Here is a 20,658-nt window from a genome sequence, read left to right as displayed (position 1 = left end):
CCAGCCGGATCCGAATGTTCGACATCTGTCGATATTCGTTGAGAAAGGTCATTCATGGGCAAACGCCAACCAGCTGATCATATTTCGCCACGCCGCCTCCGCATCGGCTCCCTCGCCCTCGCTGGAGCGCTGCCGCTGATCGCCGCCCTGGCACACACCGGAACCGCTGTGGCGGAACCGGTGACCACCGAGGACAACCAGTCCACGGTGGTGGAGAATCAGCCCGGGCACGACGCACAACCCGGTCTCGTACTCGACTCCTCCTTCGGGCAGCTCTCGGTTCCGGTGCCGCCGTTGGTCTCCGAGGGGCTGCGATCCGAAACCGCGCCCACCGCAGCCGGATCGGGCTCCTCCGCCGAGGCCGCACCGGTCATCGACACCGCCGAACCCGCCGCCGAGAGCGTGGAACCGGTTGCCGCCGAACCCGTTCCGGTGGTGCGGGTCGGACGCAACTCCTCCATCGGGGTGCGCGATATCCCGCGCGGTCCCATCGCCGAGGTGAATGTGCAACAGCTGCGCATGCCGAATCCGGCGGTCGCCGCCGATGTCGCTCCCATCGCGGCGCCGGAGGGCATGCTGCGTTTCGGTGATACCCAGATCGGTATTCCGGGATTCCTCTCGCCCGAACAGGCGGCTCAGGTCAATGGGTTCGCGGCGGGCGTCGAGGCGAATCTCGCGCGCACCCTCGACTCGGCCGGGTTCGAGCCCAGCCGTTCGGATCGTATCGCCGCCAGCACCGTCGGCGACGCCGCCGTGGGTGCGGTGGTGGGTGTCGGCGTAGCCGCACCCCTCGAGGTTGTCGGCGGGGTCATGGGCGGAGTGATCGGGGCGGTGGTGGGTACGCCGTTCGCACCGGCCGGTTGGGTCGTCGGCCCGACCCTCGGCGCGACCGCGGCGGTCACCCTGATCGCGGTACCCGCGGCCACCATCGGCGCCGGCCTCGGTGCGGCGGTGGGCGCGGCGAACGGCGTGCTCGCACCCGCGACGGGTCCGGCCACCACTGTCGACGAGCCCGTTGTCGCGGCCGATGATGCCGCGGCAGCTATCGCCGAGTGATAGGCGACGTATCGAGGACGGAATCCATCAACTGGGATTCCGGCCCCGTTCTCGTCCGAACCCGAGCGGTTGGGAAACTTTCAGCAATCCGAACAAATCACCCGACTCCGGGTTTCGACCAATCCGGTTGACCGAGGGGTCCGAATGCTGTGCGTCGATGTTCCCCGGACGAAAGGTCGTGATGGCCGCAGGCAAGCACAGAGCCCTCAACCCGCATCGAAGCAAGGTCGGCAACGTGGTGGCAGCGGGTGCGGTTCCGCTAGTCATGGCGATCGTCGGAACCGGAGCGGCCAATGCCACACCGGTGCAATCTGATTCGGTCGCGCAGCTCGACGGCGCGGCACCTCAGTGGCCCGCCGCCGATGCGCCCAATGTCATGCCTTATGAGGGCCTGCAAATCCCCGGTGACACCAAGAGCTCCCTCCAGTGGTCGCGTCAGGCCCAGGACAAGAGCTATCTGGCACCCGTCGGCACACTGCACGCGCCGATTCCGGTGCCCGCGGTACCGCCGATCGCCCCGCCCGCCGGAAAGTTCCGGATCGGCGATGTGGTGGTCGACGCGCCGACCTGGATCGATAGCGAACAGGCGATCCAGATCAATGACAACTCCGCTACGGTCGAGGCGAACCTCGCCACATTCCTCGATTCGATCGGATTGGAACGCAGCCGTTCCGACCGCATTGCCGGACAGACCGTCGGCGCCGCGGCCATGGGAGCGGTAATCGGAGCAAGCGCGGCCATGCCGATCGCAATCACCTCGGCATCCGTCGGCGCGGTCGCGGGCCTCGTGGCCGGACTGCCGATGCTTCCGGTCGGTTTGGTCGCGGGTCCCGTCGTGGGCGCCGCGGTCGGCGCCGCGGTAATCACCATCCCCGCAGCCGCGGCCGGTGCCGCGGTGGGCGCGATGGTCGGCGCGGTGAACGGGTTCATTGCTCCACCGCGCGTCGTCGGCAACTGAGTCAGATTTGCCGATAAGCGAGCACGCGGTAAGCACCCGCGCGACGCGGCGGGAACCGGGGGTGAGGTCCGGTTCCCGCCGTGCAATACCCCGCGCGGTGAATTCCCTAGACGCGCAACAGATTTGCGGTGCGGGTGAACAGCGTCCCGCCCGCGGCCAGCGGTAGCAGCGCCGCATCCAGACCCGTGGTTTCGGCCCGGGCCGCATCCGGATAGGTCAAAATACTTTCCAGCGCACGGGGTCCCGACAGCGCGTCATCGGTGAGGGCGTCCGCGCCCAGATCCAGGCGGTGCCGCAGTAGCGGCAAGTCACCGATATCGGCATTCAGCTCGCCGGACCAGTAGCCGTGATCCTCACCGGTCCGCCCGACCTGCACCCGCTCCCGAAGTCGCAGGCGCGCACCGGGTTCCAAGCACACGGTGGTGAGCGTCTCATGCTCCGCACCGCCCGCGACCACGGTCGGTTCCGGATCGAAATCCAGCTCACCACCCGCGGCCACCTCGAAATGCCAGTGCGCGAACGACTTCCGCGTCTGCCGCCCCGGCAGGGCGATGGTGGCCGCCACCGAGCGCACCAGCAGTCGTGCGCCCGCACCCACCGCGATCCGGATATCCAGCTCATCACCGCCCAAAGGCGTTGCGGCCGTACCGATCACATGTACGGTGTCGAGTCCGGTCCGCCGCGCGGCCAGGCCACCGACGGCGTGGATCCGCGGTAGCGCCCCGGCGACGGCGTCGATGCGCAGCTCAGTGCGCACCGTAAACCTCAATGCGTGTGTGCCGCACCGGCCGTCGCATCCTGCTCCGCCGCCAGGCGCAGCTGTTCGCGCACCCAGTTCAGCACCGGGGTGGCGGCCGGATCCTCGGTCAGCGAGGTGAAGACGAAGGGGCGACCCTCGCGTACGCTGGTCGAATCCCGGTCCATCACAGCCAGATCCGCGCCCACCATGGGCGCGAGGTCGGTTTTGTTGATGACCAGCAGATCGGACCAGGTCACGCCCGGTCCACCCTTGCGCGGCACCTTATCGCCGCCGGCGACATCGACCACGAAGATCTGCGCGTCGATCAGACCCGAGGAGAAGGTGGCCGTGAGATTGTCGCCGCCGGACTCCACCAGGATCAGATCCAGTGGCGGATTGGCCTCGATCAGATCGTCGATGGCATCCAGATTCGCGGTGATGTCATCGCGAATCGCGGTGTGCGGGCAGCCGCCGGTCTGCACCGCGGTAATCCGCTCATCGGCCAGCACCGCATTGCGGCGCAGGAAGTCGGCGTCCTCGGTGGTGTAGATGTCATTGGTCAGCACCGCGAGGGACAGCTCATCGCGCAGTTCCCGGCACAATGCCGCCACGAGCGCGGTCTTACCCGAACCGACCGGTCCGCCGACACCGATCCGCACCGGCTCCCCCGGCGTGCGCGCCCGCTTGGGTCGATCGAGGTGCTCGTGCGGTTCCCCGTCGATGAAGTGAGGTGGCATATGCGTGCTCCTTTCCCCGCTCATCCTGACCGACGCACGTAAAGCGCTTGTTACCCGGCCCATCCCTCCAGGTCAGGAGGCGAACAGTGGCATATCCCGGGCAATATGCCGTTCCGCGAGAACATCCTGCAGCGGATCGGAGAGCGCGGCCAGCCCCTTGGTCGCCTCCTGCGCGGTAAGGTCGCACACCTCCGCGAGCCGGATGGTGCAGGCCGCCACCGCGGCGGGATCCAGGGCCAGCAACCGCTGGGCGGCGGTAGCCGCACCGGTCATGGTCGTATAAACCACCACCCCGGCAATCTCCTCCGGTGACGCACCGGACACCGTGCCCACCACCCCGAACACCGTCGACAGATGCGGACGCGCCCCAAGCCGCTGCCAATCCCCCTGCGGCCAAACCTGTTTCGCCAGCCGCAACAACCCACGCCCCTGCGCCCGCGAAGCCGCCCGCGCCGCCGGCGACGGCGTCCGCGCATCAGCCTCAACTTCGGCCCGCCCCGCGTCGAGCGCCCCCGCACACACCGCCGCCGCCAACGAGGCCGCCACCACCCCGGAAGTCCGGATTCGCCGCCGCAGATACAACTCCACCGAAGCCACATCCCGCAGCAACCCCGAGGACACCGCCTCCTCCACCCCACCCGAATGCACATGCCCACCGATGGGCAGCCGCGAGTCGGCCAGGATCAACAGCATGGCCAGACTCATCGACGCACCTCCGGGGATCGCATCGCTCGATCCTAAGCCGATCGCTTTATTTGACGGTGCTCAGACGCGGGCCACCGGAGTGGGGTTTCGGTATCAGAATCGAATCCGGGTAAACCACTTCCAGCGGACGGTTACCGAGTTCGATCGACTTCGAGATGTCATCCAAGAAGCCCGCCTGCACCGGGGTACTGCCCAGCACGAACAGCAGATACCCATCTGGAATCGTCTCCTCGACGCTGATCTCCCACCTGGCCGGCAGCTGCACCCAACAGAAATCGGTAATCCCCGACGCTGTATTGAGTTGTGCCGCAGTCGTATCCGCGGGTACATGCACAACTCGATCCCAACCACCCTCAACCCATCCGGCCCGGCGGGTGAGTTCAGCCATGGTGACGGCCTCCATGCCTTCAGCCGCCTTGCTTGCCGCGCCCCACAGCCTGCGGTCCTCGCCCAGCAGCGCCGCCCCGCCTCGAAAGTCGAACGTCCGCTCGCACACAGGCAGCGCCTTCGGCACGTCCGCGGCGCAACCCGTCACCAGCATGCTCGTCGCCATGACTACCAGCGCACATACCGCCAGCCCGGTTCACACAGATACCCCCCATGGTCTCAACCGAATGCCGCGACCGTAGCACGGGCGACCGCGGGCACCGAGATCCCATGCGAGCGAGGCGATTACATCAACGGGACCAAAGCTGAAACCATCGCCTTGCCGCAGCGACGCCCTGGCCTGGGTCAGGACGCCTTGCGGTGATCGTCGTTCTCATGGTGAGCGATCACGGCCAGGAGCTCACGCACCCATGGCGGGCGCGGCTCGCCGGTTCCGGCAGTGGCGATATCGCGTTCGATCAACGAGCGGATGTATTCCGACTGCGACATACCCAGATTCGCGGCGCGGTTCTTGCACGCCTTGTCGAGCTCTCGCGTAATTTTCACCGAACGCGGGATCATGACCGGTGCAGCGTTCGGGCCGGTCTCGATCGGCACTTCGAATGGCTCATCGGTGAATACGAGACGCTCGGTCATCGCCGCGATTTCGGCGGGACTCATGTCCATGAACGGATCAGTCATTGCGGGTCGCCTCCCACTTCTCGAATTCCGCGGCCTGGTCGGCGCTCAGGTACGCGGCGCTGTATATGCGCCATCATCTGCGCGAGCGCCCAGTACCATTCGATCGCCCACCAGCAAGACTACCCCAAGGACTACCAATCCAGCAGTGCTACCGGCGTGTCCCCGGTCGAGACCGTCGCCAAAGATTGTCGCGGCGGGCGGCTCGGCCGAAGTGGATGCCCTGGACGAGGGGGCGGTGCGGTCACATCTGGAATCCGTGGTCGAGCGGGCGGGCCGGGTGGACATCTCGTTCAATGCCGTCGGCATCCCGGACACCCCGATTGTCGGTATCCCGCTGATCGATTTGGACGCGGCCAATTCGCCCTGCCGATCACCGCTTACACCTCGTCCTATTTTCTGACCGCGCGCCTGGCCGCCCGGCAGATGATCCCGAACGGTTCCGGGGTGATCATGACCGTCACCTCCCTGCCCGCCCGTATCGGCACCCGGCTCAACGGCGGTTACGGTGCCGCGCACGCCGCCAAGGAAGCCCTGACCCGCGACCTGTCCGCCGAACTCGCCCCGCACGGCCTGCGCGTCCTGGGCCTGCGCCCGCACGGTATGCCGGAGGCGGCGTCGATGCGAGAAGTGTTCGAGGCCAAGGCAACCGGTATGACCTGGGACCAATTCCGGACCTACCTCGCGAGCACCACCCACGCCCAGCGCGTCCCGACCCTGGCCGAGGTCGCGGACACCGCCGCCTTCCTCGTCTCTGATCTGGCCGCCGGCATTACCGGCACCACGGTCAACCTCACGATGGGCGCTACCGCCGACTAGCCGAATCCAGCGGTGCGGGTATCCGCCCGCGCCGCTACTCAGTGCCGGAAGCTGCGCTCCATGAATCGCTGGGCGGCACCGCGGCGCAGGTCCGACCACGCCTGCACGGGACCGGTCCACCAGGGCGAGATCTCCCGGGGACGCGAGACCACGGCGTGGCAGATGAGGTCGGCCGCCTCATCGGCGGTGAGTCCCGGAATGCCACCGAAGTCGGTGGGCGCGCTCATCCGGGTGTGCACCAGGGGCATATAGATGGAGGTGGTGGTGACATTGTCGGCGGCGATCTCCGTTGCGACCGTGCGCAACCAGACATCGAACGCCGACTTCGACGCACCGTACGCCGCCCACCGCGGAGCCGGTGGCATACGCAGACCCCAGGTGGAGACATTCACGATATGACCGTGGCGGCGCTCGCGCATGCCGGGCAGCAGCGCCAGCAACAGCCGCACCGGGCCGAGATAGTTGATATCGATGGTGCGGGTGAAATCGTGGAAGCGATCATAGGATTCGTCGATCGGACGGCGAATCGACTTGCCCGCGTTATTGATCACCACATCCACGTGCCCGTGTGCGGCGAGCAGGGCCGCACCGAGCTCGGCGGTGGCGTCCATTTCGGTGAGATCGGCCTGATAGACGTGGGCGATGCCGCCGTCCGCGCGGATTTCGGTGGCGACCTGCTCCAGATCCTCCAGCGTGCGGGCCACCAGTAGCACGGTCGCGCCGGCAGCCGCGATTTTCTTGGCGGCGGCCTTACCGATACCGTGCGATGCGCCGGTGACCAGGACCACCTGACCGGCCACGGCCTCGCGCAGCGATTTCTCGCGGGGTCGGGTGGTCGGATAGAACAGCCTGGTCGCGACGCGTTCGGCGAGCGGACGGCCATTCGGTTCAGGTTGGGGTTCGGGGTCCGGAGTCGAGTTCTCACCCACGTCTCGACTGTAACCGTCTGACCGGTTCGTCACGGTAGTTGAGTGGAAATACCCAGGGCGCGAAGCACTTTCCTGTACCAGGATGAAGGCAGTGTCGGGGAGAGGATGGGGACGATGGCGGTTCAGGGGCCGGAAGAGCGCACGCCGGAGCGGGTTTCGATCGCGGGGTGGATCGCGCGGGCAATAGCGGTCGTGATCTTCATTCCGCTGCGCCTGCTCTGGGAGGGGTGCAAGCTCTTCGGGCGTGGCGTGGTGGCGGTACTGGAGTTCATCTCCGAGAAGCTGCTCGAACCGCTGGTGAAGCTGTTCCGGTATTGGGTTGTTCGCCCCATTTGGGCGTTTTTCACCGATTTCCTGTGGGGGCTGATACTTCAGCAACTGCTGTGGGGCATGATCCTGACTCCGCTCGGAGCATTCCTACTCGACTTCCTGCTGCGGCCGCTGAAACGCGCGGTCGAGGAATGGCTGTGGCGGCGCGTACTGAAACCGAGTCTGATCTGGTTCGGACGCAAGATCATCGAGCCGATCGCGAATTGGATCGCCCGCTGGATTCTGGTCCCCATCGCCCAGGCCACCATGTACGTGCTGTATTTCATCGGCAGATGGCTGATCGCCTGGCCGCTGACCCGGCTGTGGCGCTGGGCGCTGTGGCCGATCCTGTCGGTACTGGGCGCGGCGCTGCTCTTCGGCTGGCGGGTCGCCACCACCATTGTTCGGGTCCTGGTGGTGACGCCCTGCCGCTGGTTGTATCGCACTGCGCTGCAACCACTTTTCGCGATTGTCGCGACCGTCTGGCGGGCCACCGTGGTCCGCCCGGTCCGGTTCGTCTACCTACGCGTACTCACGCCCATGAACAAGGCCGCGGCCGAGCTCATGACTTCGCTTTTCGGCCACTGACCACGGCGATCACCGCCATGACCGCCAGCAGGATCGCACCCGCCGTGGTGGCAACGTGCATACCGTGCACGAATGAGTCACGCGCGGAATCGATCAGCGCGGAATCGCCCCCGGCATGGGTGAGGGTCTCCCCCAGCGTCGACCCGAAGTCGCCGCCGGAGCGGAAGACCAGGGCCGCAAGCGAACCCAGCAGTGCCAGGCCCAAACCATTGCCGAGTTCGAAACTGGTCTCGGAGATTCCGACCGCGGAACCGGCCCGCTCGGGCGGCACCGAGGCCACCGCCACCTCCGATACCAGGGTGAACGCCATACCGAAACCGGCTCCGGCAACCACGGTTCCGGCGATGTACCAGCCGATTCCGCTGTTCACCCCGACACCGAGCAGCATGAAATTGCCTGCCGCCGCCATACTCAGCGCGAGCACGAAAGCGGTCCGGGTGCCGAGTTTGCGGCCGACCCGCGCACCGCTCACCGAGCAGACGAAGACCACCACCGCCATCGGAATGCCAAGCAGTGCCGCGCCGAGCGCGTCACGTCCGGTCACCGATTGCAGATACACGCTGGTCAGGTAGCTCATGCCAGCGAGTGCCAACATACCGACGGTGCTGGAACCGATTGCCACCGAGAACAATCCATTGCGGAACAGGCTCAGATCCAATAGCGGTTCGGTCAGCTGCCGCTGCCTTCGGACGAACGCGATCAGCAGCAGTACACCGAGCAATCCGATACCGATGACCGGCAGGTCGAAGCCCTCGGCCGCGAAATGCTTGACCGCGTACACGATCGGCAGAATGCCGCCGATGGACAGCGCCACACTCGGCAGATCCAGGGGTGCGAGCCCCGCCGAACGATGCTCCGGCAACAGCAGCGGCCCGAAGACCAGCAGCACCACCAGCACCGGCGTATTGATCAAAAAGACCGAACCCCACCAGAAGTGGTGCAGCAGTACGCCACCGATAATCGGCCCGACCGCCGACCCGCCCGCGAAGAACGCGGTCCAGACGCCGATGGCGGTGGCGCGGGCCCGCGCCTCGGGGAACATGGTGGAGATCAAGGCCAGGCTGGACGGCAGCAGCGTCGCACCACCGACACCCATGAGCGCCCGCGCGGCGATCAGTACCGAGGCGCTCGGCGCGAAAGCGGCCAGCACCGAAGCCAATCCGAAGACGGTCGCGCCGACGAGCAGGATATTGCGCCGCCCGATGCGATCACCGAGATTGCCCATGGTGATGAGCAGACCGGCGATCATGAAGCCGTAGATATCCAGAATCCAGAGCTGCTGGGTGGCCGACGGGTCGAGGTGCTCGGTCAGGGTGGGCATGGCCAGGTACAGCACCGACATGTCCATCGACACCAGCAGTACCGGCAGCAGCAGTACGGCCAGGCCGAGCCAGGCGCGGCGCGGAGTCTGCGCGACGGGACGCGCGAGAATGCTGGTCATCACCTATCCTCCGAGCTGTTTCAGGGGTTTACACACGGTGTCTACACACGGTGTCTACACAAAACAGGCGCGTACGGCGTACGCGCGGCCGGAGTACAGTGTACGCAGACCCGCGCCGGAAAGGAAAGAATTCATCCGATGACCGAGGCCAAGCTCACCCGGGCCGGCATTGTCGACGCCGCCATCACCCTGGCCGACGAGTCCGGAATCGATGCCCTCTCCATGCGCCGCATAGCCGAGCGCATGGGCGCGGGCGCGATGTCGCTGTACCGGCACGTGCCGAACAAGGACACCCTCCTGGCGGCCATGACCGATGAGGTCTCCCGCCGCAATCCGTATCCCACACCCGAGGGCGAGGGCTGGACCTGGCGCGATCGGGTACGCATTGCCGCCGAGGTGGATTGGCAGCTCTACCAGGAACATCCATGGGTGCTGTTCACCTTCGCGGTTCCGCGCTACAACTTCGGTGAGAACAGCCTGGTCGTATTGGGCTGGCTGGTAGAGGGATTCACCGAACTCGGTGTCAGCACCCGTGAGGCCACCCGCATGTCACTGTCGGTGTGGAGCTATATCGCGGGCGTGGCGCTGCAGTATGTCAGCGCCCGACTGCTCATCGACCGTGACAGCGATAGCGAGGAACGCTCCGGCCTCACCGCGCTCCTGGAGGGCACACCCCGCTGGCCCACCCCGCCCGCCCTCGCCGATCTGATCGGCACCGGCGAATCGGATCTACTCGACCCTCAGCAGCTACTCGACTCCGGACTGGCCGCGCTCTGCGACGGCTTCGAAGCCAGGGCGCGGAAATAGCGTCCGCGCGCACTCTTGCATCGACTGCAATTCCGCACGAAGCGCACCACTCCCCCGTCAGTCCCCGACCACTCCGTCGAGATAGACCCAAGCCCCGCCATCGCGGCGAAAGCGACTGTTCTCGTGCATATTCCCCGCCTCGCCCCCGGATCGATAATGCGCGCTGAACTCCACCGTCGCCTCGGTATGAAATGGCCCGCCCCCGGTCGAGCCGAGAATTTCCAGCCGCTCCCACCGCATTCCGAGATCGAAGTCGACATCGGCGGGCCGCGTCGACGGATCCCAGCTCCGCAATAGATACCCCTCATCCCCCACCGCGAACGCGCTGAAGCGCGAGCGCATCAATTGCTCGGCGGTCGTCGCCGCGGCCTCGCCCCGATGCAGTCGCCCGCAGCAGTCCACATAGTTCGCTGGCAGCCCGCACGGACACTGCACCGGGACCGGGACCGGGCGGACTTTGCGACGCTTCTTCATGCGGACATTGTGTCATTGACGTCCTCCCCGTCCTTGAAAGGCGGGGATTCTCTGCCATGCAGCTCACGCTACATCTGGGTGGGTTCCTGCTTCGCTGACCGGAGCCAGCGGAGCTGGTCTTACCTGGTCTCCACAAGCGTTTAGCCTCTCCGCCCGTCCGGCGGCGAGGATGTTCTTCGCGGCGTTCAAATCCCGGTCATGCCTCATACCGCACGGGCACGTCCATTCCCGCACCGACAACGGTTTCGGGCCATCCACCCGGCATCGTGCACGGACTTCGCCAGTCGTGACCGCGCCAACCCCTTGACACACAAGTCCTCGACATACACCGCTTGGTTGTCACGGATAATCGCCGAGGAGTGCTTGTGCGCCCAATCAGCACGGGTATCACGAACTTTCGCGTGCGCACGAGCCACCCTCGCCCTGGCCTTAGCGCGATTACTCGAACCTTTCTGCTTCCTGGAAAGTGCTTGCTGCGCTTTGCGGAGCCGACGTTCGGCGCGACGGAAGAACCTCGGTGACTCGATAACCTTGCCTCGCTGAGCACAGCGAACGTCGTCAACCCGAGGTCGACACCAACTTCGGCGTCCCGCTCGGGCAACGGCCGATCATCAACCCGGACAACGAAACTGGCGAAATACCGTCCCGCCGCATCCTTGATGATGGTGACCGACGACGGGTCCGTCGGCAGTTCACGCGACCAGCGCACCAGTACGGCACCGATCTTCGGCAGACGCAGTTTCCCGGCCTCGGTCACAGCGAAACCGGCGTTACGGGTGAACCTTATCGATTGCCGGCTATCTTTCCGGGCCCGGGACCGGGACCGGAACCGGGGCGGGGCCACCTTCGCCCCCTTGCGCTTTCCGGTCACCGAGTCGAAGAAGTTCCGGTAGCCACAGTCCAGATCGGCAAGTGCCTGTTGCAACACCACTGACGACACCTCAGCGAGCCACGCTCGTTCAGGGGTCTTCTTCGCCTCGGTCAGCGCCTTGGAAACAGCGGCGGCAGTGAGGTAGGGCAGCCCGTTGTCGTGCGCATGTTGTCGCGCGGCCAGAGCGTCGTTGAATACGACACGAGCGCACCCGAACGCCTTGGACAGCGCCATCCGCTGACCCGGTGTCGGGTAGAGCCGGTACTGATACCGCAACTGCACACCACAGACGGTACTTAGTTGGGTTATAGACACGCCAGTAGGTATTCGCACAGGTCGGCACTGCATTTTGCGCTCTATGTACCTTTTGGTGCGGCGGACAGAGCATCATCACAAATCGGTAGCGGATGCACTCAGTCCTGATCGACTACCACGGCGTAGGCGAACCCGTCCCAGCCCTTACCGCCGACGGTCTGCAATACCGTGCCGTCGAGTCGCGGTTCGGCGGCGATCAATTCGATGACCTCGCGGCTGGCGCGCACCGCGGCATCACGCGAATCGGCGTCCGCGATACCGCCATTGCGGACCACATTGTCGACAATGATCACCGACCCCGGCTGGGTCAGCTTCAACGCCCACTGCACATAGTTGGCGTTATTGACCTTGTCGGCGTCGATGAATACCAGGTCGAACGGCTCGGGCTGTTCCCCCGCCAGCACCGGCAGGCTGTCCAGCGCAGCACCGACCCGAATGTCCACGCGGTCACCGACTCCCGCGCGGTCGAGGTTCTCGCGCGCCACCTCGGCATGCTTGGGCTCGTACTCGAGGGTCACGACCTGGCCCTGTTTTCCGACGGCCCGTGCCAGCCAGGTGGTGCTGTAGCCGCCGAGCGTCCCGATCTCCAGCACGCGCCGCGCCCGCGAGGACTTGGCGATGAGATACAGGAACTTGCCCTGTGGCGGAGACACGTCGATGGCGGGCAGGCCCGCGGCCGCATTCGCGGTCAGCGTCGCCGAATCCCCCTCTCCCACCAGGGTATCCACCAGATAACGATCAACTTCGGCCCAGTCGGATGTCGTCATACCGGCAAGTCTGCCACTTACCGGTACGACGGATCAGAACAGGAAGTACCGCTGCGCCATCGGCAGTTCGGTGGCGGGCTGCTCCGCCCACACCTCACCGTCGATGCGGACCGTGAAGGTATCGGGATCCACCTCGATGCGCGGCATGGCGTCGTTGTGCGGCATATCGGCCTTGGTGCGCCTGCGAACATTGGCCACCGGCACCAGTTTTCGATTCACCCGCAGGCGCTCGGCGAGCCCGTCCTCGATGGCGGCTTCGGAGACGAAGTGCAGCGAGGTGCTCGCCGCCACCGCCGGAGCCGCGCCGAACATGGGCCGCGGCAGCACCGGCTGCGGTGCCGGAATGGAGGCATTCGCATCGCCCATGGCGGCCCAGGCGATGGTGCCGCCCTTGAGCACGGCGTGCGGCCGCACACCGAAGAAGGCCGGTTCCCACAGCACCAGATCGCCGAGCTTGCCGACCTCGATGGAGCCGATCTCATGGTCGAGGCCGTGCGCGACGGCCGGGCAGATCGTGTACTTGGCGACGTACCGCTGTACCCGATTGTTGTCCGCCGCACCATCTCCCGCGAGCGCGCCGCGCCGCTTCTTCATGACGTGCGCGGTCTGCCAGGTGCGCATGATCACCTCGCCGATGCGGCCCATGGCCTGGGAGTCACTGCCGATCATGGAGATCGCGCCCAGATCGTGCAGCAGATCCTCGGCGGCAATGGTGGAGGGGCGAATCCGGCTCTCCGCGAAGGCCAGATCCTCGGGAATCGACGGGCTCAGGTGATGGCACACCATGAGCATGTCCAGATGCTCGTCGAGAGTATTGACGGTGTGCGGCCGGGTCGGATTGGTCGAACTCGGCAGCACGTTCGAATACGAAGCGACAGTGATGATGTCGGGCGCGTGCCCGCCGCCCGCACCCTCGGTGTGATACGAGTGGATGGCCCGTCCGCGAATCGCCGCGAGGGTGTCCTCCACGAATCCGGCCTCGTTCAAGGTGTCCGTGTGCAGGGCCACCTGCACGCCCGAAGCATCGGCGACGGTGAGGCAGGCGTCGATGGCCGCCGGGGTGGTGCCCCAGTCCTCATGCAGTTTGAAACCCGCTGCGCCGCCGCGCAATTGCTCCCACATGGCCTCGGGACGCACGGTATTACCCTTGCCGAGCAGCACGATATTCATCGGCCAGCCGTCGGTGGCCTCCAGCATACGGCCCAGATGCCACGCGCCCGGGGTGACGGTCGTGGCCTTGGAGCCCTCGGCCGGTCCCGTACCGCCGCCCACGAGGGTGGTGATGCCGCTGCCGATGGCCTCGTCCAGGATCTGCGGGCAGATGAAGTGAACGTGGCAGTCGATGGCGCCGGCGGTGACGATGCGGCCATTGCCCGCGATGATCTCCGTCGACGGGCCGACCACCAAGTCCGGATGCACGCCGGTCATGGTGTCGGGATTCCCGGCCTTGCCGATGGCGCTGATGCGGCCGTCGCGAATACCGATGTCGGCCTTGATGATTCCCCAGTGATCGACGATCACCACGCCGGTGATGACGGTATCGGGGGTGCCCTCGGCGCGGGTGGCGCGCGCCTGACCCATGGATTCGCGCAGCACCTTGCCGCCACCGAAGACGGCCTCGTCACCGGCGAGTCCCGGTCCGCCACTGCGGTCTTCGGTGATCTCGATCAGCAAATCGGTGTCCGCCAGGCGAATTCGATCGCCGGTGGTGGGCCCGAACAGTTGGGCGTAGCGGGCGCGGGAGAGTTCGGCCATCAGGCGTCCAGCTTTCCGGGAGGGGTCAGGCTGATTCCGTGTACTTCGCGATTGCCGCCCAGCGGGACCAGCGAAACCCGCTGTCCCAGACCGGGTTCGAAACGCACCGCGGTACCGGCGGGAATATCGAGGCGGCGGCCGTGCGCGGCTTCGCGATCGAATTCCAGCGCCGAATTGGCCTGCGGGAAGTGCACATGACTGCCGACCTGAACCGGCCGGTCACCGGTGTTCACCACATCGACCTCGATGCGATCGGCTCCGGCATTGAGCTCGATAGTGCCTTCGGCACAAAGGTATTCGCCAGGAATCATGGGCTTAGCCGATCGGGTTATGGACGGTGACGAGCTTGGTGCCGTCCGGAAAGGTCGCCTCGACCTGCACGTCGTGAATCATCTCCGGCACGCCGTCCATGACGTCCGCGCGGGTGAGCACGCTCCGCCCGGTACTCATCAGCTCGGCGACGCTACGCCCGTCCCGCGCCCCTTCCAGCAGATGATCGACGATGAGCGCCACCGCCTCCGGATGATTCAACTTGAGTCCGCGAGCCTGCCGACGCCGGGCCAGCTCGGCCGCATAACTCAGCAGCAGGCGTTCCTGCTCATGCGGCGACAGTCGCATTCGGGCTCCTCGGCGAACGACGGGGCGGGTCGTCGGCCATTCTGACACGACCCGCGTTACCCGGATGTTTCGTTCGAGATCAGCCCCGTCGCGCCGGATTCTCAGCCCTGCGGACTCAGGTTCTGCAACCGCACCTGCCCGCGCGCCACAGTCCGATCCTGCTCATCGGTGATCACCACAACCCACAACTGCTGCGACCGCCCCCGATGCACCGGCGTGGCAACCCCGCGCAGCACACCCTCACGCACCGCCCGCAGAAAATCGGTGTTGTTATTGACCCCGACCACAGATCCGCGATCGCCGAGCCACACACTCCCCGCCACGCTGGCCAGGGTCTCGATGACGGTGCAGTACACCCCGCCATTCACAATCCCCGCGGGCTGATGCTGGGTGGGCGTCACAACCCATTCCGCCGCAACCCGATCCGGCCCCATCTCGGTGAGCTTGAGCCCGAAGGTATCGACGAAGGTCCCCTCGCTGAACTTGTTCATCAGCTCGGGCGTCACATCCGCCATGGACTTGATCGAGGAGAAGTCGTCGGTCATGAACTCACAGTGCCACGCGCCCGCGGCCGCCGACGCGCGGGGTCCGGCCCCGTCAGGAAGTCGCGCTGAGGATTACCACCAACAGAATCAAGATCACCAGCACCGCCAGGAACGCGATCACCGCAGGCCGCTGATACAGCGGCCGCCCGGGATTCATCGGCAGTCGCGGTCCGCCCGGAATCGACGGCGGCAGGGCCATCAGGGCCGAACGCGAGACGAGGTTGGTCAGCATGGTGAGCGGGTTGATGACGACGGATAGGACGCCCCACCAGCCGATCCACAGGCTCTCCTGAGTCATCTTGCGATAGATCGCCAGCCCGCAGTCCCGGCAGAATGGGCCCGGGTAGTTCACGAACTGCATGAAGATGAGGAACCTGCGGTGTCCGCGAATATCGACCGTCGCCGCCGGTGTCGAACCGCAGTAGCGGCAGTAGATCCCGTTCGCCGTCCCCATTGCGATGGTTGGTGCTGCGGCATCGACAAGGTCGAATCCCCCTGTGAGAACCTCGAATCGAAACGCGTGCCCGAGGACACGTCGCCGGGACAGTAGCGCCGCCGGCAGGTCCGGGCAATTTCTTTGCGGGGATTGCGGGCACCGGGAACGAGAGAGGCTTGAACATTAGGTAAGGCTGCCCGATGCTTAAATCGGCGTTAGGATCGAGCGAGGCCCCGAGGGCTGCGGCGGCCCCCGATTTACTGCCGGCGGTGGGTTCCATTGACGCAGACTCAGTGGAACCCACCGCCCATTTCTTCGACATTCCCCGCACCGGCACCGGGCGCGGTCGCGCTTTCCCGGCGAAGCCTGCGATTGGTGAGAAGTAGTTGCCGCTCGGTACTCGCTGCCAGGTCGTACACCTGAGCGGATGTCAGGCGGTCGCACAGCCTGCCCCAATGGACGGCGACCTGATCGCCGGTCCGCACCCGCGGCGCCGCGTCGAAGCCATCGATGCGGGCATGACGCGGCGACGGCTCCGAAAGCCGCAGCGCCTCTTGGTCCCAGACCAGGCCGCGACCCAGAATGGACAGGTCATCGCCGTCGCGACGCAGCACGGTTCCCCAACCGATGCGGCAGCTGTCCAGCACGTGTATCGGATGTTCGTCCATGCCGCGGCCGAGCAACCGCGACCACGGGTAGACGCCGAAGACATGGAAGCAGTGATTGGGCGCGGCCTCCGCCGCGAGATCCGCCGTCAGGTGCGCCCAGTAGTGTCCGGCCAGCGGGGCGATGACCGCGAGCAGCGCGGCGGTGAATTCCTCGGTATCGAGCTGTGCGCCGAGACCACCACCGAGCCAATAGGATTCGACGAGGCGATGATCCAATGGGTCGGCGATCCCGGTCATTTCGGCCATCACCCGCAAATAGGGCCAGGCCCCCGAAAAGCGCCGGGCCGCCGACCACACCTGCTCCGGCGATCCCTCGCGCAAGGCCGTCGACTCGGACGGCCCGCAGTAGCCGAGCTGATTGGGCGCATAGGCGTACCGGGCGAATATCTCGGTCCCCCGGATATCCGTCATTCGGGTCTCTTCCGATTGAGATCACGCTGCCAGCGTCCCTCGACATCGCCGATCCGCCACACCCAGTAGGCGGCCACCCAGGTGACCACGAAGAGACCGGCGACAATGAATCCCATCGCACCGAGGTCGAGGTTGCCGACCCAAGCGAGCGGGCCGGACGCGACATCGAGTTTGTCGGTGAGGATCGAAATGATCTCCTGCGCGCCGATCAGCAGAGCCACCGCCACCGACAGTCCGGTCACCACGATGTTGTAGTAGATCTTGCGGACCGGACGGGCGAAAGCCCAGCCGTAGGCATAGTTCATGAACACCCCGTCCAGCGCGTCGAACAGGGCCATCCCGGCCGAAAACAGTACCGGCAGCACGAGAATCGAGTACCAGGGCAGGTTGGTCGCGGCGGCGCCGCCCGCGATCACCAGCAAGCTCACCTCGGTCACGGTGTCGAAGCCGAGGCCGAACAGCAGCCCGACCGGATACATCTGCCAGGGCTTGCGCACCGTCCGCGTCATCGGCCCCAGGACCCGGTTGAGCGCACCGCGGGATTCGAGCTGTCGTTCCAGCTGGGCTTCGTCGTAATTGCCCCGGCGCATCCCGCGGAACACCCGCGAGATCCCGATCAGCGAGGCCAGGTTCAGCAGTCCGATAAGGATCAGGAAGGTCCCCGAGATACCGGTTCCGAACACACCGGTCCACCGGTGCAGGGCGGAGTCCTGGTTCTCGATATTCGCCGCCAGCGCTTTCACACCCGTCGCCAGCAGTGCGACGAGTACGAATACGATGGTCGAATGCCCGAGTGCGAACCAGAATCCGACCGACAGCGGTTTCCGGTTCTCCGCCAATAACTTTCGCGTGGTGTTGTCGATCGCCGCGATGTGGTCGGCGTCGAATGCGTGGCGCATGCCGAGGGTGTAGGCGGTGACGCCCAGCCCGACACCGAACACGGTGCCCCGCACCACGTAATCGCCGGGGACTACCAGTAGCAGTAGCGCGGCCCAGCCCGCGATATGCAGTACGAGGATGACGCAGCCCATCCCGGCGAGGCCGAGTCGCTGCGGCCGGTCCAGTCCCGCCCATGCCTCGCGCACCGAATCACCGCCCGGCTCAACAGATCCGCGGCAACTGCTCACCCGCGGGCAGTGCGACCACGCGGGTGCCGCCCAGTGCGGTACGGGCCACGACCATGCCGGGATGCTCCGCCACGCAGGCTCCGATGATCTCGGCGCGAGCGCCCAGCGGATGCTGCCGCATCGCGGCCAGTACGCGGTCCGCGTCCTGTGCCGAGACGAAGGCGATCAGCTTGCCCTCGTTGGCGACATACATCGGATCGAGCCCGAGCAGACCGCACGCGTCCCGCACCTCGGCGGGTACCGGTAGCTTCCTTTCATCCAGTGCGACACCGACTTTCGCGACACCGGCGATCTCGTTGAGCGTCGCCGCCACCCCGCCGCGGGTCGGATCGCGCAGCACGTGCACATCCGCGCCGGTGGCGAGCATGGCCGCGACCAGCCCGTGCAGCGGTGCGGTGTCACTGACCACCGTGGTCCCGAAATCGAGCCCCTCCCGGCAGCTCATCACCGCGACCCCGTGTACGCCGATATCACCGCTGACGATCACCACATCGCCCGGCGTGGCCCGCTGCGGGCGGATATCCACCCCGTCATCGACGAGGCCGATCCCGGCGGTATTGATGAAAATGCCGTCACCATGGCCGGAATCGACCACCTTGGTATCACCGGTGACCAGCTTGACCCCGGCTGCCAGCGCCGCGGTGCCCAGCGCCTTCGCGATATGCGCGATATCGGCGAGCGCGGTGCCCTCCTCCAGGATGAACGCGGTGGACAGCACCATCGGCCGCGCACCGGACATGGCCAGATCATTGACGGTGCCGTTCACCGCGAGCTCCCCGATGGAACCACCCGGAAATACCAGGGGCTTCACCACGAACGAGTCCGTCGAGAACGCCAGCCGAGCACCACCGAGGGTGATCACCGCGGAATCGCCCATACCCGCGTCGGCCGCCGCCCCGAAGGCGGGCAGGAACAGATGCTCGATCAATTCGCCCGACATGGCGCCCCCGCCACCGTGCCCCATGACGATATTCGGTGAATCCCGCAGCGGCGCGGGACATACCCAGTTCTCCATATCCACTGTCGCGATGGTGATCGGCAGTGCGATGTCGTCAGGCATGAGCGACCTCCGCCGGCTGATCCAGGCGCCGGTACAGGTAGTACGCGGCGCAAGCACCCTCCGAGGAAACCATGGTGGCGCCCAGCGGATTTCGCGGTGTGCACTCCTTGCCGAAGGCGGCGCATTCGTGCGGTTTGATCAGACCCTGGAGCACCTCGCCGGAACGGCAGATCGAGGATTCCTCGGTATGCATATCGCCGACCGCGAAGCGCTGTTCGGCGTCGTAGTCGCGGTAGCGTTCGGAGAGCCGCCATCCGCTCTGCGGTATGACGCCGATTCCGCGCCAGGCCCGGTCGGTCACCTCGAAGACATCGCGCAGCATCGCCTTCGCGGCGGGATTTCCGTCGGTCATCACCGCGCGCGGATAGGCGTTCTCGAGCTCATGCCTGCCCGCCTCGAGTTGAATCACGGTGCGGCGGATGCCTTCCAGAATGTCGAGCGGTTCGAAGCCGGTGACCACCATCGGCACCCGGTATTTCTCGGCCAGCGGCGGATACTCCTCGGTGCCCATCACACTGCATACGTGCCCGGCGGCCAGGAAGCCCTGCACCCGGCAGGTCGGCGATTCCATGATGGCGGCGATGGCGGGCGGCACCAGTACATGCGACACCAGGAGCGAGAAGTTCTCGATACCGAGCCTTTTCGCCTGATAGACCGTCATCGCGTTGGCGGGTGCGGTGGTTTCGAAGCCGATGCCGAAGAACACCACCTGGCGGTCCGGATTCTCGCGGGCGATATTCAGCGCGTCGAGCGGTGAGTAGACCACCCGCACATCGCCGCCCGCGCTCTTGACGTGGAACAGGTCCTGTTGGCTGCCGGGCACCCGCAGCATGTCACCGAAGGAGCAGAAGATCACCCCGGGTCGTGCGGCGATCTCCAAGGCCTTGTCGATCACTTCCAGGGGGGTCACGCAGACCGGGCAGCCCGGTCCGTGGATCATTTCGATCTGGTCCGGGAGCAATTGGTCGATACCGTGGCGGATGATCGAATGGGTCTGTCCGCCACAGACTTCCATGATCGCCCAGCGGCGCGTGGTGACGGTGCGAATCCGATCGAGCAGGTTCGCGGCCAGTTCCGGATTGCTGAATTCGTCGAGATATTTCATGGCGCCACCTCTGTCTCGGGTTGTGGCCGTACGGGTTCGGGTTGCGCGGCGGTGGGATCGGCCAGGCCCGCCTGTTTGGCGGCCAGCGCGAAACCGTCGCCGAATTCCTCTTTCAGCACACCGAGATGCTCGAATTCGGCCAGTGTGCGCAGTGCGGACTCCTCATCGAGGCGCTGAATGGCGAAGCCGACGTGCACCACCACGTAGTCGCCGACGGCAGCGTCCGGAATGTATTGCAGGCAGACATCTTTGCGGACGCCACCGAAGTCGACGACGGACATCAGGGTGCCGTCCCGCTCCTGGAGGCTCACTACCTTCCCTGGAACTGCCAGGCACATCGTTGGCTCCTTTCG

At 65.9% G+C, this 20,658-nt stretch carries 27 protein-coding genes and 1 pseudogene; 6 read left to right on the top strand and 22 right to left on the bottom strand.

Annotated elements, in window-relative coordinates:
- The first annotated feature begins 54 nt into the window (after window positions 1-54).
- Complete coding sequence (locus GFY24_RS13415) at window positions 55-1,056, top strand: hypothetical protein (RefSeq protein WP_153805356.1); 1,002 nt, start codon at window positions 55-57, stop codon at window positions 1,054-1,056.
- A 265-nt stretch (window positions 1,057-1,321) separates the two neighbouring features.
- Entirely contained in the window at window positions 1,322-2,014 is a 693-nt protein-coding gene (locus GFY24_RS13410) for a hypothetical protein (protein ID WP_153805355.1), read from the top strand.
- Between the two features lie 106 nt (window positions 2,015-2,120).
- On the opposite strand, the gene GFY24_RS13405 is transcribed toward GFY24_RS13410, so the two are convergent.
- The 5 genes from GFY24_RS13405 to GFY24_RS13385 all read right to left on the bottom strand — a co-directional run bounded on the left by GFY24_RS13405 (window position 2,121) and on the right by GFY24_RS13385 (window position 5,263).
- The gene (locus GFY24_RS13405) at window positions 2,121-2,771 is read right to left on the bottom strand and encodes an urease accessory protein UreD (protein ID WP_309230808.1); all 651 of its coding nucleotides are present in this window, start codon (window positions 2,769-2,771) and stop codon (window positions 2,121-2,123) included.
- 8 nt (window positions 2,772-2,779) lie between these two features.
- Window positions 2,780-3,490, bottom strand: a complete 711-nt coding sequence (ureG, locus tag GFY24_RS13400; RefSeq protein WP_153805353.1) for an urease accessory protein UreG — start codon at window positions 3,488-3,490, stop codon at window positions 2,780-2,782.
- A gap of 72 nt (window positions 3,491-3,562) precedes the next feature.
- Window positions 3,563-4,195: an urease accessory protein UreF gene (locus GFY24_RS13395; RefSeq protein WP_153805352.1), complete on the bottom strand. Its 633-nt coding sequence runs from the start codon at window positions 4,193-4,195 to the stop codon at window positions 3,563-3,565.
- Between the two features lie 46 nt (window positions 4,196-4,241).
- A complete protein-coding gene (locus tag GFY24_RS13390) occupies window positions 4,242-4,748 on the bottom strand; it encodes a hypothetical protein (protein ID WP_153805351.1) in 507 nt (168 codons plus the stop codon).
- A 179-nt stretch (window positions 4,749-4,927) separates the two neighbouring features.
- Complete coding sequence (locus GFY24_RS13385; protein WP_153805350.1) at window positions 4,928-5,263, bottom strand: hypothetical protein; 336 nt, start codon at window positions 5,261-5,263, stop codon at window positions 4,928-4,930.
- A gap of 211 nt (window positions 5,264-5,474) precedes the next feature.
- Between GFY24_RS13385 and GFY24_RS41925 the strand changes: the two genes are divergently transcribed.
- Together GFY24_RS41925 and GFY24_RS41920 are read left to right on the top strand one after the other, a co-directional pair.
- Window positions 5,475-5,663: a hypothetical protein gene (locus GFY24_RS41925; protein ID WP_228566331.1), complete on the top strand. Its 189-nt coding sequence runs from the start codon at window positions 5,475-5,477 to the stop codon at window positions 5,661-5,663.
- Window positions 5,627-6,079, top strand: coding sequence for an SDR family oxidoreductase (locus tag GFY24_RS41920; protein WP_228566307.1), 453 nt, complete (start codon window positions 5,627-5,629; stop codon window positions 6,077-6,079). The genes GFY24_RS41925 and GFY24_RS41920 overlap by 37 nt, the downstream gene beginning before the upstream one ends.
- A gap of 38 nt (window positions 6,080-6,117) precedes the next feature.
- Here the strand turns inward: GFY24_RS41920 and GFY24_RS13375 are convergent, their stop codons facing one another.
- Window positions 6,118-7,008, bottom strand: a complete 891-nt coding sequence (locus GFY24_RS13375) for an SDR family NAD(P)-dependent oxidoreductase (RefSeq protein ID WP_309230807.1) — start codon at window positions 7,006-7,008, stop codon at window positions 6,118-6,120.
- A gap of 114 nt (window positions 7,009-7,122) precedes the next feature.
- Here GFY24_RS13375 and GFY24_RS13370 point away from each other — a divergent pair, with 114 nt between their 5' ends.
- The gene (locus GFY24_RS13370; RefSeq protein ID WP_153805349.1) at window positions 7,123-7,905 is read left to right on the top strand and encodes a hypothetical protein; all 783 of its coding nucleotides are present in this window, start codon (window positions 7,123-7,125) and stop codon (window positions 7,903-7,905) included.
- Here GFY24_RS13370 and GFY24_RS13365 read toward each other — a convergent pair.
- Window positions 7,880-9,346 carry an MFS transporter gene (locus GFY24_RS13365; protein ID WP_153805348.1) on the bottom strand — a complete coding sequence of 489 codons (1,467 nt, stop codon included), beginning with the start codon at window positions 9,344-9,346 and terminating at the stop codon, window positions 7,880-7,882. The two genes, GFY24_RS13370 and GFY24_RS13365, sit on opposite strands and share 26 nt — an antisense overlap.
- 138 nt (window positions 9,347-9,484) lie before the next feature.
- On the opposite strand from GFY24_RS13365, the gene GFY24_RS13360 reads away from it, so the two are divergent.
- Window positions 9,485-10,153, top strand: coding sequence for a TetR/AcrR family transcriptional regulator (locus tag GFY24_RS13360; RefSeq protein ID WP_153805347.1), 669 nt, complete (start codon window positions 9,485-9,487; stop codon window positions 10,151-10,153).
- Between the two features lie 57 nt (window positions 10,154-10,210).
- Here the strand turns inward: GFY24_RS13360 and GFY24_RS13355 are convergent, their stop codons facing one another.
- The 15 genes and pseudogenes from GFY24_RS13355 to GFY24_RS13295 form a co-directional block, all read right to left on the bottom strand.
- On the bottom strand, window positions 10,211-10,627 hold the full coding sequence (locus GFY24_RS13355) for a YchJ family protein (protein ID WP_153805346.1): 417 nt from the start codon (window positions 10,625-10,627) through the stop codon (window positions 10,211-10,213).
- Between the two features lie 63 nt (window positions 10,628-10,690).
- Window positions 10,691-10,885 (bottom strand): zinc ribbon domain-containing protein, encoded by a 195-nt coding sequence (locus tag GFY24_RS41915; protein WP_375336039.1) that lies wholly within the window; start codon window positions 10,883-10,885, stop codon window positions 10,691-10,693.
- Window positions 10,831-11,154 (bottom strand): transposase, encoded by a 324-nt coding sequence (locus tag GFY24_RS41910; RefSeq protein WP_309230842.1) that lies wholly within the window; start codon window positions 11,152-11,154, stop codon window positions 10,831-10,833. The genes GFY24_RS41915 and GFY24_RS41910 overlap by 55 nt, the downstream gene beginning before the upstream one ends.
- 65 nt (window positions 11,155-11,219) lie before the next feature.
- Window positions 11,220-11,732: pseudogene (locus GFY24_RS41905) on the bottom strand (RNA-guided endonuclease InsQ/TnpB family protein); the annotation flags it as partial.
- A gap of 179 nt (window positions 11,733-11,911) precedes the next feature.
- The gene (locus tag GFY24_RS13345; protein WP_153805345.1) at window positions 11,912-12,580 is read right to left on the bottom strand and encodes an O-methyltransferase; all 669 of its coding nucleotides are present in this window, start codon (window positions 12,578-12,580) and stop codon (window positions 11,912-11,914) included.
- A 33-nt stretch (window positions 12,581-12,613) separates the two neighbouring features.
- Window positions 12,614-14,335, bottom strand: a complete 1,722-nt coding sequence (locus GFY24_RS13340) for an urease subunit alpha (RefSeq protein WP_153805344.1) — start codon at window positions 14,333-14,335, stop codon at window positions 12,614-12,616.
- Window positions 14,335-14,646: an urease subunit beta gene (locus GFY24_RS13335; RefSeq protein ID WP_153805343.1), complete on the bottom strand. Its 312-nt coding sequence runs from the start codon at window positions 14,644-14,646 to the stop codon at window positions 14,335-14,337. Before GFY24_RS13335 ends, GFY24_RS13340 begins: the two co-directional genes overlap by 1 nt.
- Window positions 14,647-14,650: 4 nt before the next feature.
- Window positions 14,651-14,953, bottom strand: a complete 303-nt coding sequence (locus GFY24_RS13330; RefSeq protein WP_153805342.1) for an urease subunit gamma — start codon at window positions 14,951-14,953, stop codon at window positions 14,651-14,653.
- A 101-nt stretch (window positions 14,954-15,054) separates the two neighbouring features.
- Window positions 15,055-15,444 carry a PaaI family thioesterase gene (locus tag GFY24_RS13325; RefSeq protein ID WP_375336045.1) on the bottom strand — a complete coding sequence of 130 codons (390 nt, stop codon included), beginning with the start codon at window positions 15,442-15,444 and terminating at the stop codon, window positions 15,055-15,057.
- 106 nt (window positions 15,445-15,550) lie between these two features.
- Window positions 15,551-15,952: a hypothetical protein gene (locus GFY24_RS13320; RefSeq protein WP_153805340.1), complete on the bottom strand. Its 402-nt coding sequence runs from the start codon at window positions 15,950-15,952 to the stop codon at window positions 15,551-15,553.
- A 272-nt stretch (window positions 15,953-16,224) separates the two neighbouring features.
- Window positions 16,225-17,013 (bottom strand): DUF6390 family protein, encoded by a 789-nt coding sequence (locus GFY24_RS13315; RefSeq protein WP_153805339.1) that lies wholly within the window; start codon window positions 17,011-17,013, stop codon window positions 16,225-16,227.
- Window positions 17,010-18,077 carry a HoxN/HupN/NixA family nickel/cobalt transporter gene (locus GFY24_RS13310; protein WP_375336044.1) on the bottom strand — a complete coding sequence of 356 codons (1,068 nt, stop codon included), beginning with the start codon at window positions 18,075-18,077 and terminating at the stop codon, window positions 17,010-17,012. Before GFY24_RS13310 ends, GFY24_RS13315 begins: the two co-directional genes overlap by 4 nt.
- Window positions 18,078-18,114: 37 nt before the next feature.
- Entirely contained in the window at window positions 18,115-19,200 is a 1,086-nt protein-coding gene (gene hypE, locus GFY24_RS13305) for a hydrogenase expression/formation protein HypE (RefSeq protein ID WP_153805338.1), read from the bottom strand.
- Window positions 19,193-20,305: a hydrogenase formation protein HypD gene (hypD, locus tag GFY24_RS13300; protein WP_153805337.1), complete on the bottom strand. Its 1,113-nt coding sequence runs from the start codon at window positions 20,303-20,305 to the stop codon at window positions 19,193-19,195. The genes hypE and hypD overlap by 8 nt, the downstream gene beginning before the upstream one ends.
- Window positions 20,302-20,643, bottom strand: a complete 342-nt coding sequence (locus tag GFY24_RS13295) for a HypC/HybG/HupF family hydrogenase formation chaperone (RefSeq protein ID WP_153805336.1) — start codon at window positions 20,641-20,643, stop codon at window positions 20,302-20,304. Before GFY24_RS13295 ends, hypD begins: the two co-directional genes overlap by 4 nt.
- Window positions 20,644-20,658 lie beyond the last annotated feature (15 nt).

It is taken from the genome of Nocardia sp. SYP-A9097, assembly GCF_009649815.1.
Lineage (GTDB): Bacteria > Actinomycetota > Actinomycetes > Mycobacteriales > Mycobacteriaceae > Nocardia.
Note: the sequence above shows the minus strand (reverse complement) of the source record. Positions and strands in the feature narration are given on the sequence as shown.